Annotated in this window: 12 protein-coding genes and 1 pseudogene; 10 read left to right on the top strand and 3 right to left on the bottom strand. The window is 70.1% G+C overall.

Annotated features, from left to right (window positions below):
- Positions 1-5 precede the first annotated feature (5 nt).
- Together KAK03_RS10500 and hemH are read left to right on the top strand one after the other, a co-directional pair.
- A complete protein-coding gene (locus KAK03_RS10500; protein WP_210853906.1) occupies positions 6-938 on the top strand; it encodes an adenylate/guanylate cyclase domain-containing protein in 933 nt (310 codons plus the stop codon).
- A 25-nt stretch (positions 939-963) separates the two neighbouring features.
- Positions 964-1,968 (top strand): ferrochelatase, encoded by a 1,005-nt coding sequence (gene hemH, locus KAK03_RS10495; protein WP_210853905.1) that lies wholly within the window; start codon positions 964-966, stop codon positions 1,966-1,968.
- Between the two features lie 53 nt (positions 1,969-2,021).
- Here the strand turns inward: hemH and KAK03_RS10490 are convergent, their stop codons facing one another.
- From KAK03_RS10490 to KAK03_RS10480, 3 genes are all read right to left on the bottom strand, one after another.
- Entirely contained in the window at positions 2,022-3,506 is a 1,485-nt protein-coding gene (locus KAK03_RS10490; RefSeq protein ID WP_210853904.1) for a tripartite tricarboxylate transporter permease, read from the bottom strand.
- Between the two features lie 13 nt (positions 3,507-3,519).
- Positions 3,520-4,071, bottom strand: a complete 552-nt coding sequence (locus KAK03_RS10485; RefSeq protein ID WP_210853903.1) for a tripartite tricarboxylate transporter TctB family protein — start codon at positions 4,069-4,071, stop codon at positions 3,520-3,522.
- A gap of 112 nt (positions 4,072-4,183) precedes the next feature.
- The gene (locus KAK03_RS10480; protein ID WP_210853902.1) at positions 4,184-5,155 is read right to left on the bottom strand and encodes a Bug family tripartite tricarboxylate transporter substrate binding protein; all 972 of its coding nucleotides are present in this window, start codon (positions 5,153-5,155) and stop codon (positions 4,184-4,186) included.
- A 102-nt stretch (positions 5,156-5,257) separates the two neighbouring features.
- Here KAK03_RS10480 and KAK03_RS10475 point away from each other — a divergent pair, with 102 nt between their 5' ends.
- From KAK03_RS10475 to KAK03_RS10440, 8 genes and pseudogenes are all read left to right on the top strand, one after another.
- A complete protein-coding gene (locus KAK03_RS10475; protein ID WP_210853901.1) occupies positions 5,258-5,956 on the top strand; it encodes a response regulator transcription factor in 699 nt (232 codons plus the stop codon).
- Positions 5,956-7,386: a sensor histidine kinase gene (locus tag KAK03_RS10470; protein ID WP_210853900.1), complete on the top strand. Its 1,431-nt coding sequence runs from the start codon at positions 5,956-5,958 to the stop codon at positions 7,384-7,386. Before KAK03_RS10475 ends, KAK03_RS10470 begins: the two co-directional genes overlap by 1 nt.
- Positions 7,383-7,802, top strand: a complete 420-nt coding sequence (locus tag KAK03_RS10465) for an Hsp15 family ribosome-associated heat shock protein (RefSeq protein WP_310738554.1) — start codon at positions 7,383-7,385, stop codon at positions 7,800-7,802. Before KAK03_RS10470 ends, KAK03_RS10465 begins: the two co-directional genes overlap by 4 nt.
- A 101-nt stretch (positions 7,803-7,903) precedes the next feature.
- Complete coding sequence (gene grpE / locus KAK03_RS10460) at positions 7,904-8,440, top strand: nucleotide exchange factor GrpE (RefSeq protein ID WP_210853899.1); 537 nt, start codon at positions 7,904-7,906, stop codon at positions 8,438-8,440.
- A gap of 102 nt (positions 8,441-8,542) precedes the next feature.
- Positions 8,543-10,486: pseudogene (gene dnaK, locus KAK03_RS10455) on the top strand (molecular chaperone DnaK); the annotation flags it as partial.
- A gap of 127 nt (positions 10,487-10,613) precedes the next feature.
- Complete coding sequence (dnaJ, locus tag KAK03_RS10450; protein ID WP_210853897.1) at positions 10,614-11,762, top strand: molecular chaperone DnaJ; 1,149 nt, start codon at positions 10,614-10,616, stop codon at positions 11,760-11,762.
- A gap of 189 nt (positions 11,763-11,951) precedes the next feature.
- Complete coding sequence (locus KAK03_RS10445) at positions 11,952-13,598, top strand: tetratricopeptide repeat-containing response regulator (protein ID WP_210853896.1); 1,647 nt, start codon at positions 11,952-11,954, stop codon at positions 13,596-13,598.
- Between the two features lie 5 nt (positions 13,599-13,603).
- On the top strand, positions 13,604-14,236 hold the full coding sequence (locus KAK03_RS10440) for a sensor histidine kinase (protein ID WP_210853895.1): 633 nt from the start codon (positions 13,604-13,606) through the stop codon (positions 14,234-14,236).
- Positions 14,237-14,239: the final 3 nt, after the last annotated feature.

Here is a 14,239-nt window from a genome sequence, read left to right as displayed (position 1 = left end):
AGCCAATGGCCACGATCAAGCGTCGCATCGTCCTGTTCGCTGACCTGCGTGGCAGTACCGCGCTGTACGAGACCCTGGGCAATGCCCAGGCGACCACGCTGGTCACGCGCACCATCACCACCCTCGCCCGCCGGGTTCCGGCGGTCGGCGGACAGCTCGTCAAGACGCTGGGTGACGGCCTGATGGCCGTCTTTCCCAATGTGCGCGCCGCGGTGATGGCGGCGGTCGAGATGCACGAGGCGCTGGGCGAGGTGTCCGCCTGGGCACCCACCTCGCAAGGCCGCGACCTGGACGCCACCGCCCGCCTGCAGCTGCAGGTGGCCGTGGCGGCGGGCGAGGTGGTCGAGGTCGGCGGTGACTGCTTTGGCGACGCGGTCAACGTGGCCGCCCGGCTGATCGACCATGCCGGCGACAACGAGACCCTGATCACCCGCGAGGTCTTCGACGAGCTGCCCTGGGAGGCCCGCACCCGCTTTCGCCACCTGGACAAGGTGCACCTGCGTGGCCGCGCCGAACCGGTGGACGTCTACCTGCTGGCTGGCCGTGGCGCCGACACCGCCGCCACCCAGCTGGAATCGCGCGTGGGCGTCAGCGAGCCGCGCGGCCTGCGCCTGGACCTGGCCGGCCAGACCCACGACTTCAAGCTCGACCAGTTCCCGGTCATCCTGGGGCGCAGCACCACCTGCTCGCTGAAGGTTGACGACGCCCGCGTCTCGCGCGCCCATGCCCGCGTCGACCTGATGGGCGGCGCGCTGCAGCTGACCGACCTGAGCATCAATGGCAGCTTCGTGCGCTTCGCCGGTGACGACGAGGTCATCAGCCTGCGCCGCTCGGCCTGCACGCTGCACGGCAGCGGCGAGATCGGCCTGGGCGCCTCGCCCCTGAACCCCAAGGCTGCCCGCCTCGGCTTCACGGTGCTGGTCGGCGACGCCGTCTGAGCACTGTCAACGTTCCCGTCCCGCCATGACCGAGCCCCGCTCGAATACCCCCGGCACGGCCATCCTGCTGTGCAATCTCGGCACCCCCGATGCGCCGGACGCACCGGCGCTGCGCCGCTACCTGGGCGAGTTCCTCTCCGACCCCCGGGTGGTGGAGCTGCCCGCCTGGCTCTGGCAGCCCATCCTGCGCGGGGTCATCCTGAACGTGCGCCCGGCCAAGTCGGCGGCCAAGTACGCCACCGTCTGGACCCCCGACGGCTCGCCGCTGCTGGTCTGGACCAAGCGCCAGGCAGCCCTGCTGCAAGGCTGGCTGGGCGAGCGCGGCGTGCCCGTGCGGGTGCGCCCGGCGATGCGTTACGGCCAGCCGTCGATGGCCTCGCAGCTCGATGCGCTGCGTGCCGAAGGCGTGCAGCGGGTGCTGCTGCTGCCGGCCTATCCGCAGTACTGCGGCGCCACCACCGCCAGCACCTTCGACGCCTTTGCCGCCTGGGGCCGCGCACAGCGCGTGCTGCCCGACAGCCGGTTTGTCGCCGGCTACCACGACGACCCCGGCTACATCCACGCGCTGGCCGAGAGCGTGCGCCGCCACTGGCAGCGCGAGGGCCGCAGCCCGATGCTGGTGACCAGCTTCCACGGCATGCCCGAGCGCACCCGTACGCTGGGCGACCCCTACCACGACCAGTGCCAGGCCACGGCCCGGCTGCTGGCGCAGGCGCTGGAGCTGCCGCCCGAGCAGTTGCGCGTCACCTTCCAGAGCCGCTTCGGCAAGGCCAAGTGGCTGGAGCCGGCCACCGAGCCCACGCTGGAGGCCCTGGCCCGCGACGGCCACACGCGGGTGGATGTGGTCTGCCCCGGGTTCTCGGCCGACTGCCTGGAGACGCTGGAGGAGATCGCCCAGGAGGGCCGCGACGCGTTCCTGGCCGCGGGCGGCCAGCAGTTCCACTACATCCCCTGCCTGAACGACGATCCGCTGCACATCGCGGCGCTCGGCCAGATCGCCCAGGACGCGCTGGCCGGCTGGCCGCGCTGAAACGGCAACGGCCGCCCGCAGGCGGCCGCTTCCGGGGAGTCAGGCGCGCTTGATCAGCGCTTGTTGCGCAGCTTCATCAGCTGCGGCAGCACCAGCACCGCCGCCACCACGGCCAGGATGCTCAGCGACACCGGCCGCTGGAAGAACACGCCCCAGTGGCCTTCGCCGATCGACAGCGCATTGCGCAGCTGCGCCTCGGCCAGCGGGCCCAGGATCATGCCCACGATCACCGGCGCCGTGGGGAAGTCGAAGCGGCGCAGCAGCACGCCCAGCACACCCACCGCGAACATCACGTACAGGTCGAAGGCGCTCTGGCGCATGCCGTACACGCCCACGGTGGCGAAGATCAGGATGCCGGCGTAGAGCTGGGGCTTGGGAATCTTCAGCAGCTTCACCCACAGGCCCACCAGCGGCAGGTTCAGCACCAGCAGCATCACGTTGCCGATGTAGAGCGAAGCAATCAGGCCCCAGACCAGGGTGCTGGAGGTCTGGAACAGCTGCGGTCCCGGCTGCAGGCCGTAGTTCTGGAAGGCCGACAGCAGGATCGCGGTGGTCACCGAGGTGGGTATGCCCAGCGTCAGCAGCGGCACCATGGTGCCGGTCACCGCGGCGTTGTTGGCAGCCTCGGGGCCGGCCACGCCTTCAATGGCGCCGGTGGTGCCAAACTCTTCCTTGTGCTTGGACAGCTTGCGCTCGACCGCGTAGCTCAGGAAGGTCGGGATCTCGGTGCCGCCCGCCGGAATGGTGCCAAACGGGAAGCCCAGCGCCGTGCCGCGCAGCCAGGCGGGCCAGGAGCGCTTCCAGTCGTTGCGGTCCATGTGCACGCGGCCAGACTTGTTCAGCGAGACTTCACTGCGGCCCTCGTACAGCGTGGTGTAGAGCGCCTCGCCGATCGCGAACAGGCCCACGGCGATCAGCACCACCTCGATGCCGTCCATGAACTCGGGAATGCCGCCGGTGTAGCGCACGCTGGCGGTGATCTGGTCAATGCCCACCAGGCCGATGGCCAGACCGATGAACAAGGCCGTGATGCCGCGCAGCGTGCTGGCGCCCAGCACCGCGCTGACGGTGGTGAAGGCCAGCAGCATCAGGCAGAAGTACTCCGGTGGGCCCAGCTGCACCGCGTAGTCGGCCACGATGGGGGCGAACAGGGTGACCAGCACCGTGGCGATGGTGCCCGCCACGAAGGAGCCGATCGCCGAGGTGGCCAGGGCCGCGCCGGCGCGCCCGCTCTTGGCCATCTTGAAGCCCTCGAGCGCGGTGACCATGGTGCCGGTCTCGCCCGGGGTGTTGAGCAGGATCGAGGTGGTCGAGCCGCCGTACATCGCGCCGTAGTAGATGCCGGCGAAGAAGATCATCGACGCGGTGGGTTCCACCTGCGAGGTGATCGGCAGAAGCATCGCCACCGTCACCGCCGGGCCCAGGCCGGGCAGCACGCCGATCGCGGTGCCCAGCACGCAGCCCACGAAGGCCCACATCAGGTTGATGGGCGTGCCGGCCGTGACGAAGCCGTTGAGCAGTTGTTGCCAGATGTCCATGGTGCCCGCCTCCTCAGAGCCAGCCCGAGGCCGTCAGGCCCGGCAGGTTGATCGCCAGCAGCTTGGTGAACAGCCAGAACACCGGCGCCGAAATCGCCAGGCCCACCGCCAGGTCCATGCCACTGTCGCGCAGGTTGCCCGCCGGTTTGCCCTCGGACAGGCGCAGACCGCGCACCGCCAGCGCAAAGCACAGCGCGCAGCTGAGCACGAAGCCGACGGTGGTGATCAGGCTGGCATTGAGCAGCACGCCGGCCGACACCCAGGCCATGGCCTTCCAGTCGCCTTGCGCGGCGCCAGAGGGTGCCTCGGCGCTGCGGTAGCCACCGGTGCGCGCCTCGCGCACCAGCAGGATGCCGCACAGGATCAGCACCACCGACACCACCCAGGGCAGGAAGTTGGGCCCCACGCCTGCGTAGCCGGCGTCGGAGGAGATCTGTGTGGCGCCATAGGCCATGGCCAGCCCCACGGCCAGCACGCCCACGCCGATCCAGGTCTGGTGACCGGTGGGGGGCAGCGGGTGGTGCTCGGCCTCGGGCGCCTCGGGAAGAATCTGCTGATAGGACATGACATCCCCCTGCCGCTGTCCCGGGCGGGCGCGGCTGTGTGGTGGTGTGGGTGGGTTGGGGAGGTGGGTGCAGCGCCCGGCCGCCGTCAGCGGCGCCGGGCGCGCTCGGGCGTCAGACCATGCCCGACTTCACCATGATCGCGCGCAGCGAGGCGAATTCGCGGTCGACGAACTCATCAAAGGCCGGGCCGGTGAGCACGGCCGGCGTCCAGTCGTTTTTCTCGAGGGCTTCGACCCAGGACTTGGACTTGACGGTGGCCAGCACCAGGTCGGTCAGCGCCTTGCGCTGCGCCGGCGTGATGCCCGGGGCGGCGTAGACACCGCGCCAGTTGCCGATCTCGACGTTGATGCCCATCTCCTTGAGCGTGGGGATGTCCTTGCTCTGCTTGCCGGTCAGGCGCGTGGCCGAGGTGACGGCGATCGGCCGCATCTTGCCCGCCTCGATGTACTGGGCGAACTCCGAGAAGCCGCTGCCGCCGATGCTGACGTTGCCGCCCAGGATGGCGGCGGTGGCCTCGCCACCCCCGCGGAAGGGCACGTAGTTGATCTTGGACGCGTCGATGCCGGCCTCGCGGGCGATCATCGCCGCCGCGATGTGCTCGGTGGAGCCCCGCGAGCCACCGCCCCACTTGACGCTGCCCGGGTCCTTCTTCATGGCCTCGACCACGTCCTTCATGGTCTTGAAGGGCGAGTTGGCCGGCAGCACGAAGACGTTGTACTCGCTGGTCAGGCGGGCGATCGGCGTGGCCTGCGACAGGGTGACCGGCGGCTTGCCGGTGATGATGCCGCCCAGCATCACCGCCCCCATCACCATCAGCGCGTTCGGGTCGCCCTTGCTGGCGTTGACGAACTGCGCCAGACCCAGCGCACCGGCGGCGCCGCCCTTGTTCTCATAGGCCACCGACGCGACCAGGCCGGCGTCCTGCATGGCCTTGCCCAGCGCGCGGCCGGTGGTGTCCCAGCCGCCGCCCGGGTTGGCCGGCACCATCATCTTGACGGCCGGACCGTTGGCCAGGGCGGCCAGCGGCAGGCCCGAGCCGGCGGCCAGGGCGGCCAGGGACTTGAGGAAGGTATCGCGACGCATGGCTTGTCTCCAGTCTGGTTGAGCGTGGCCGTGATGGTCGCGACAGGCGCTGTCAGTTGGCTGTCCGCCGCCTCAGGGAAAACACCAGCCCGCGGCTGCGGTATGGTGCGGGCCGTGAGCCAGGTGCTGCTGATCGAGGACGACGAGGCGATGCGCGCCACGCTGCAGCGCACGCTGGAGCGCCGCGGCTACCAGGTCGCGACCTGCGGCGACGGCAGCCAGGCGCTGACGCGCTGGCAGGCGCTGCGACCCGACCTGGTCCTGCTGGACCTCAGCCTGCCCGGCCAGGACGGCCTGGAGGTGCTGGCCCAGGCCCGCCAGGCGGGGCTGGCCACGCCGGTGCTGATCCTCACGGCGCGTGGCACGGTGGGCGACCGCATCATCGGTCTCAACACCGGCGCCGACGACTACCTGCCCAAACCCTTCGACCTGGACGAACTGGAAGCCAGGATGCGCGCTCTGGTGCGCCGCCGCCCCGAGGCGACGACAGCCACCATGGTGGCCGGTCCCCGCTTCGCCGGCCTGCAGGTGGATGCCGATTCAGGCGCCGTCTGGTTCAACGATGCGCCGCTGGAGCTGGCCCCGCGAGAGGCGGCGATGCTGCGCACCCTGCTGCAGCGCCCCGGCCAGGCGGTGGCCAAGGAGCGCCTGTTCGAAGCGGTGTTCCCCGGCGAGCTGGAGGTGCAGCTGGAGGCCGTGGAGGTGGTGGCCTACCGGCTGCGCAAACGCCTGGCCCCGACCGGCGTGACCCTGGTGACGCTGCGCGGCCTGGGCTATCTGCTGCGCGCCCCCACCGCATGATGGACGCCCTGCGCCGCCTGTCGCTGCGCAACCGCTTGCTGCTGGGCATTCTGCTGCCGATGCTGGCGGTGATCGCCCTCAATGGCGTGGTGCTGTACCGCCAGGCCTTGAAGGCGGCCGACACCGCCTATGACCGCACGCTGCTGGCCACCGCGAAGTCGATCGGCGACCTGCTCGAGGTCGAACGCGTGGACGGCCGCACCCGGCTCAAGTCCACCCTGCTCTACTCGGCCCTCGAGGCCTTCGAGGCCGACAACCGCAGCCGGCTGTACTACAAGGTCATCGGCTTCGACGGCGAGACCGTCTCCGGCTTCGAGGCCCTGCCCGCCTGGCACGGCCGGCTGCCACAGAAAGGCCCCTACGCGGCGCTGGTGGACTTCTACGACAGCCACTACGGTGCCGTGCCGGTGCGCATGGCCGTGCTGCTGCAACCGGTGACCTGGGACGGCGGCCAGGGCATGGCCACGGTGCAGGTGGCCGAAACGCTGGAGCTGCGCGAAAGCCTGGCGCGCCAGCTGCTGATCGGCACGCTGTGGCGGGAAACCGCGCTGCTGGGCGTGATCGCCGCGGTCGTGGCCTTTGTCGTGCACCGGGCGATGCGGCCGGTGCAGCGCATCAGCCAGTCGCTGCGCCAGCGCGCCCAGGGCGAGCTCTCACCGATCGAGGCCAACGACGCGCCGCGCGAGCTGCGCCCGCTGGTCGAGGCCACCAACCAGCTGATGGGCCGGCTGCGCGACCTGCTTGAGCAGCAGAAGCGCTTCGTGCGCGACAGCTCGCACCAGCTGCGCACGCCCCTGGCGGTGCTCAAGGCCCAGGTGCAGTCGGCGCGCCGCGGCGACCTGCCGGCCGAGGCAGCGCTGGCAGAGATCGGCCAGACGGTGGAGCGCGCCACCGAACTGGCCAACCAGATGCTGGCCCTGGCCAAGGTGGCCCAGCTGCGCCGCCAGGACGATGCGCCGGTGACCGACTGGGCCGAGGTGGTGCGCCAGCTGGCCCTGGACATGGCGCCGCTGATGGCCGAGCGCGAGCTGGACGTGGCCGTGGACCTGCAGGCCGCCCCGGTGCGGGCGCATGAATGGGCGCTGCGCGAGCTCAGCCGCAACCTGATCCACAACGCCGTCAAGCATGGCCCGCCCCACTCGGCGCTGACGATCACGCTGCTCAGCGACGGCCGCCATGCGGCCCTGACCATCGCCGATGGCGGACCGGGCATCTCCGAGGCCCAGCGCCAGCGCCTGTTCCAGCCCTTCTCGGCCGGCGACACCCGCTCCGGCTCGGGCCTGGGCCTGTCGATCTGCCACGACGTGGTGCTGGCCCTGGGCGGCCAGATCGCGCTGGAGAACCGCGGGCGGGCGGGTGCGGTCCAGGGGCTGGACGCCATCGTGCGCCTGCCGCTGGCGGCCGCCGCTGAGCGAGAATCGACGCCGTGAAAGAACTGCCCCTGCGTCAGGAACCCGTGCGCCTGGACAAATGGCTCTGGGCCGCGCGCTTCTTCAAGACCCGCGCGCTGGCGGTGGAGGCCATCGGCAAGCACCGCGTCGAGGTCAACGGCCAGCCCGTCAAGGCCGGCCGCGAGCTGCGCGTGGGTGACCGCCTGACGCTGCGCGACCCCGGCCTGCCCCCGCGCGAGGTCGAGGTTCTGGGCTTGAGTGACATCCGCGGCCCCGCGCCGCTGGCCCAGACCCTGTACGCCGACACGCCCGAGAGCCAGCAGCAGCGCGAAGCCGCCCGCGAGCAGCGACGCCAGGGCGTGGAGCCGGCGCTGGCCATCGAGCAGGGCCGCCCCACCAAGCGCGACCGGCGCCAGCTGGCCGATTGGCAGCGCTGGAGCGCCTCGCTCGACTGAGCCAGCGCTTTTTCGAGCGGCGGGCTCTTGAAAACCGGCCTGCCGCCCCAAGATGCCGCCGCATGCCTGAAAAAACCCCAGGCACATCAAGCCTTTAGACCATGACTTCGAACGACGCCACCCCCGAGTCCACCGCCGAGCAGACCCCGCCCGAGTCAGGCGCCCAGGCCGCCACGCCGCCGTCGCTGGAGACCCAGCTGGCCGAACTGCAGGCCAAGCACACCGAGATGGCCGACGCCTACCTGCGCGCCAAGGCCGAGGTCGAGAACATCCGCCGCCGCAGCGACGAAGAGGTCAGCAAGGCGCGCAAGTTCGCGGTGGAATCCTTCGCCGAGGCCATGCTGCCGGTGCGCGACAGCCTGGAAGCGGCCATCGCCGCCCCGGACGCCCCGGTCGAGAAGGTGCTTGAAGGCGTGCACATCACGCTGCGCCAGCTGGCCCAGGCGCTCGAGCGCAACAAGGTGCTCGAGGTCAACCCGCCCGCCGGCACGAAGTTCGATCCGCACCAGCACCAGGCCATCAGCATGGTGCCGGCCGAGCAGGACGCCAACACCGTGGTCTCGGTGCTGCAGAAGGGCTACCTCATCGCCGACCGCGTGCTGCGGCCGGCCCTGGTCACGGTGGCCGCGCCCAAGTAAACACGATCCAGCGCACATCCGGCGCATGACGCGGGCCCCACGGCCCTTGAAGTCGGACGAGCCAACCACAACTCCACAGCATCCAGACATTCCTCACAGGAGCATCAGAACATGGGCAAGATCATCGGCATCGACCTGGGCACCACCAACTCGTGCGTGGCCATCATGGAAGGCAACTCGACCAAGGTGATCGAGAACTCGGAAGGTGCGCGCACCACGCCGTCGATCATCGCCTACCAGGAAGACGGTGAGGTGCTGGTCGGCGCCTCGGCCAAGCGCCAGGCGGTCACCAACCCGAAGAACACGCTGTACGCGGTGAAGCGCCTGATCGGCCGCAAGTTCACCGAGAAGGAAGTGCAGAAGGACATCGACCTGATGCCCTACACCATCGCCGCCGCCGACAACGGCGACGCCTGGGTGGAAGTGCGCGGCAAGAAGCTGGCCCCGCCGCAGGTGTCGGCCGAGGTGCTGCGCAAGATGAAGAAGACCGCCGAGGACTACCTGGGCGAGGAAGTCACCGAGGCCGTGATCACGGTGCCGGCGTACTTCAACGACAGCCAGCGCCAGGCCACCAAGGACGCCGGCCGCATCGCCGGCCTCGAGGTCAAGCGCATCATCAACGAGCCCACCGCCGCGGCCCTGGCCTTCGGCCTGGACAAGCACGGCAAGGGCGACCGCAAGATCGCGGTGTTCGACCTGGGCGGCGGCACCTTCGACATCTCGATCATCGAGATCGCCGATGTCGACGGTGAAAAGCAGTTCGAGGTGCTGTCCACCAACGGCGACACCTTCCTGGGCGGCGAAGACTTCGACCAGCGCATCATCGACTTCATCGTCACCGAGTTCAAGAAGGAACAGGGCGTCGACCTGACCAAGGACGTGCTGGCCCTGCAGCGCCTGAAGGAAGCCGCCGAGAAGGCCAAGATCGAGCTGTCGAACAGCTCGCAGACCGACGTCAACCTGCCCTACATCACCGCCGACGCCAGCGGTCCGAAGCACCTGAACATCAAGCTCACCCGCGCCAAGCTGGAGAGCCTGGTCGATGACCTGATCGAGCGCACGATCGAGCCCTGCCGCATCGCCATCAAGGATGCCGGCGTCAAGGTCGCCGACATCGACGACGTGATCCTGGTGGGCGGCCAGTCGCGCATGCCCAAGGTGCAGGAGAAGGTCAAGGAGTTCTTCGGCAAGGAGCCGCGCAAGGACGTCAACCCCGACGAGGCCGTGGCCGTCGGCGCAGCCATCCAGGGCCAGGTCCTGGGCGGCGAGCGCAAGGACGTGCTGCTGCTGGACGTCACCCCGCTGAGCCTGGGCATCGAGACCCTGGGCGGCGTGATGACCAAGATGATCAAGAAGAACACCACCATCCCGACCAAGTTCAGCCAGGTGTTCTCCACCGCCGACGACAACCAGCCGGCGGTGACGATCAAGGTCTACCAGGGCGAGCGCGAGATGGCCGCGGGCAACAAGAGCCTGGGCGAGTTCAACCTGGAAGGTATCCCGCCGGCGCCGCGCGGCCTGCCGCAGATCGAGGTGAGCTTCGACATCGACGCCAACGGCATCCTGCACGTCGGCGCCAAGGACAAGGGCACCGGCAAGGAAAACAAGATCACCATCAAGGCCAACTCGGGTCTGTCCGAGGCCGAGATCGAGAAGATGGTCAAGGACGCCGAGGCCAATGCCGCCGAGGACGCCAAGAAGCTGGAGCTGGTGCAGGCCCGCAACCAGGCCGACGGCATGATCCACTCGGTCAAGAAGAGCCTGGCCGAGCACGGCGCCACGCTTGACGCCGCCGAGAAGGAGAAGATCGAGGCCGCGCTGAAGGACGCCGAGGAAGCCATCAAGGGCGACGACAAGGCCGCGATCGACGCCAAGACCGAAGCGCTGATGACCGCCAGCCAGAAGCTGGGCGAGAAGATCTACGCCGAGCAGCAGGCCGCGCAGGCCGCCGCTGGCGCGGGCGCCGCCGGTGCGGCCGAGCAGCCCCAGGCCAAGCCGGCCGATGACAACGTGGTCGATGCCGAGTTCAAGGAAGTCAAGAAGTGATGGCTTGGCCGGTGAGCGCGTCGAGCGCTCACCGGAGGAACGCCAGCGTCGCCGTGCCGAGAGGCGGACCGCCCGCGAGGCGGACCGCCAGGCGCGGCGATCCCGTTTAGACGAGCCGGGTCACACCATGGCAAAGCGCGATTACTACGAGATCCTGGGCGTGGCGAAGAACGCCAGCGAGGACGACATCAAGAAGGCCTACCGCAAGTTGGCCATGAAGTACCACCCTGACCGCAACCAGGGGGACGATGCCAAGGCCGCCGAGGAGAAGTTCAAGGAGGCCAAGGAGGCCTACGAGATGCTCTCCGACGCCCAGAAGCGCGCGGCCTACGACCAATACGGCCATGCGGGCGTCGATCCGAACGCCGGCATGGGCCGCGGTGGCCCCGGGGCGGAAGGCTTCGGTGGCTTTGCCGAAGCCTTTGGCGACATCTTCGGCGACATCTTCGGCGGCGGCCAGGGCGGTGGCCGGCGTGGCGGGGGCCAGCAGGTCTACCGCGGCGCCGACCTCAGCTATGCGATGGAGATCACGCTGGAAGAGGCCGCCAACGGCAAGGACAGCCAGATCCGTATCCCCTCCTGGGACAACTGCGACACCTGCGGAGGCACCGGCGCCAAGCCCGGCACGAAGGCCAAGACCTGCACCACCTGCAATGGCTCGGGCACGGTGCACATGCGCCAGGGCTTCTTCAGCATCCAGCAGAGCTGCCCGCATTGCCACGGCACCGGCAAGATCATCCCCGAGCCCTGCACCGCCTGCAACGGCGCCGGCAAGATCAAGCGCCAGAAGACGCTGGAGGTCAAGATCCCGGCCGGCATCAACGAGGGCATGCGCATCCGCTCGGCCGGCAACGGCGAGCCGGGCCAGAACGGCGGCCCGCCCGGCGACCTCTACATCGAGATCCGCATCAAGCCGCACGAGATCTTCGAGCGCGACGGCGACGACCTGCACTGCACCGTGCCCATTGGCCTGACCACGGCCGCCCTGGGCGGCACGGTGGAGGTGCCCACGCTGTCGGGCAAGGTCGAGATCGAGCTGCCCGAGGGCACCCAGCACGGCAAGACCTTCCGCCTGCGCGGCAAGGGCATCAAGGGCATCCGCTCGGCCTACCCGGGCGACCTGTTCACGCACGTGTCCATCGAGACGCCGGTCAAGCTCACCGAGCACCAGCGCAAGCTGCTGAAGGAGCTCGACGAGTCCTTCAAGAAGGGCGGCGACAAGCATTCGCCCAACACCAAGAGCTGGACCGACCGGGTCAAGGACCTGTTCAAGTAAGGCCCCGCCCCTGCGCCTCCAGGCCCGCCGGCACCCTGCCCGCGGGCCTTCTTTCATCCTGGGCGGACTCAAGTTCCTTGTCCAGCGGCCGAAACAGCCGAACAGGACCCAGCACCGGCTGCATCGGCCGGCGCTGGCAGCGCCGCCGCGTGGGTACGCCTGCGGAGACGGCTCCGGCGGAGACCTTGCATGGCCACATCCCTGACCCCCTACAGCCAGCTTCACGCGCTGATCATCGACGACATGGCGGTGCAGCAGACCACGCTGCGCGGCCAGCTGGCGTCGCTGGGCATCGGCAAGGTCGACGTGGCCGGCAACGCCGAGGACGCGCTGCGGCAGGTGCGTGCCAAGCACTTCCACCTGATCCTGTGCGACTACAACCTGAACAGCCGCACCGATGGCCAGCAGCTCTTTGAGCACCTGCGCGAGCAGGACCTGCTGCCGCCGGACTGCCTGTTCTTCATGATCACCGCCGAGGGCGGCTATGCCTCGGTGGCCTCGGCCACCGAGCACAAGCCCGACGCCTACCTGCTCAAGCCGATCACCGCCGCCGACATCGGTGACCGCCTGCGCGCGCTGCTCGACCGCCGCCACGCCCTGCTGCCGATCAGCCAGTGCCTGCGCAAGCAGGACCTGGGAGGCGCGGTGCAGGCCTGCGACGAGGTGCTGGCGCAGAAGAACCGCTGGTTCGTGCAGGCCCTGCAGCTCAAGGGCCAGACCCTGCTGCAGATGGGCCGGCCCGAGGACGCCAAGAGCGTCTACCGCCAGGCCCTGGACCTGCGCGCCGACCTGGTCTGGGCCCAGCTGGGGCTGGCGCGCGCCCACAAGGCCGCCGGCCAGTTCGAGCAGGCCCGCATGATTGCCCAGGACATCGTGAGCAGCCACCATGGCGAGAAGCACATGGCCGCCTACGACGTGCTGGCCGAATCGCTGGAAGCGCTGGGCGATGCCCAGGGCGCGATGTGGGTGCTGAAGGACGCCGCCCGGGTGGTGCCCTCCAGCAAGCGGCACCGCCTGCTGGGCGAGAGCGCCTACCGCAATGGCGACCTGGACACCGCCAAGGCCAGCCTCGGCCAGGTGGCCAAGGCCACCCGCAATTCGGTGGTGGCACAGTCCTCGGACGTGCTGATGCTGGCCCAGACCCTGGTCGACCGCGGCGAAGTGGCCGAGGCGCTGGGCGTGCTGGCCGACACGCCCGGCGCGGCCACGCACTGCGCCGTCTTCGGTCCGGCCTCGCAGGCCATCCGCGCCCAGGCGCTGGCGCGCAAGGGCGATGCCAGCGGCGCCGCCGCCGCGCTGCAGCTGGCCCGCCAGTCCTTGCGCAAACCCAAGGCCGACCTGGCCACGGTGGCGCTGGCACGGGCCGAGCTGGTCACCGGCGACGAGCAGGCCGGCCTGGCGCTGCTGCAGCAGGCCGTCAGCGCCGACCACGAGAACCCGCGCGTCAAGCAGCTGATCGGCAAGGCCCTGGCCGACACCGGTCACGAGGACAAGCTGGCCCAGGTGATCGAGGCGGCGGCGGCTGGGCTGGACGGTCGCGTCAAGGCCGCCAAGGCCCTGTTCCGCGACAGCCGCCTCTCCGAGGCACTGGCCGAGATCGAGGCCGCCGTCCACGACTACCCCGAGAACACCGCGGTGCTGCTGCAGGCGGCGCAGATGAACTGCCTGTCGCTGCGCCTGCAAAAGCTGCTCGACCCAGTGGTGCTGGAGCGTGTGCAGCAGTACCTGGCGCGGCTGGACAAGCTGCTGCCGGGCAACGACCGGGTGACCCAGATGCAGCGCTACTTCCGCGAGACGCTGGAGCAGCTGATGGCGCCGCAGAAGCTGGCCGCCTGACACCGATGAGCGCGCAGGCAGCGCCCGACACCCCCCCGCGCCTGGCGGCGCTGGTGGTGCACGACCTGAAGAACGAACTGGGCGCTCTGGAGGCTCGCCTGCAGGCCCTGGCCGAGCGCCTGGACGACCCGGGCGCTGCCCAGGCCCGCGACGACTGCCGCGCGTTGCGCGAGCGCTTCGTGCAGTACCTGCTGGTCTACGGCCACGACCAGGGACTGCGAGCCCACCCCAGCGACGAGGACCCGGCCGAGCTGCTGGATCATCTGGCGCAGTCCACTGCCCGCCGGCACCCGGGCCTGCAGACCGAGGTGCTGCTGCCCCACGCCGCCCCGCCCTTTGCGTTCTACGACGTGCGGCTGGTGCGCCTGGCGCTGGAGGCCGCGCTGCACAACGCCGTGCGCTTTGCCCGCGGCTGGATCGGCCTTCAGGCGTTCCGGCGCGGCGCGACCCTGGTGTTCCGGATCGAGGACGACGGCCCCGGCCCGGGCGCCCCCGACCCCGGCGCCGCCCACGCCACCGGCCTGGGCACCGCGCTGTGCGAAGCCGTGGCCCGCGCCCATGGCGGCCCGGGCGCACAGGTCAGCCTGGCGCCCCGGCCGGGCGGCGGTGCGCGCTTTGAGTTGTGCCTGCCGGCCTGAGCG

The organism is Ideonella alba (genome assembly GCF_018069845.1).
Classification (GTDB): domain Bacteria; phylum Pseudomonadota; class Gammaproteobacteria; order Burkholderiales; family Burkholderiaceae_C; genus Ideonella; species Ideonella alba.
The sequence above is the reverse complement of the archived record's forward strand: the minus strand, read 5'-3'. Positions and strand labels throughout refer to the sequence as shown.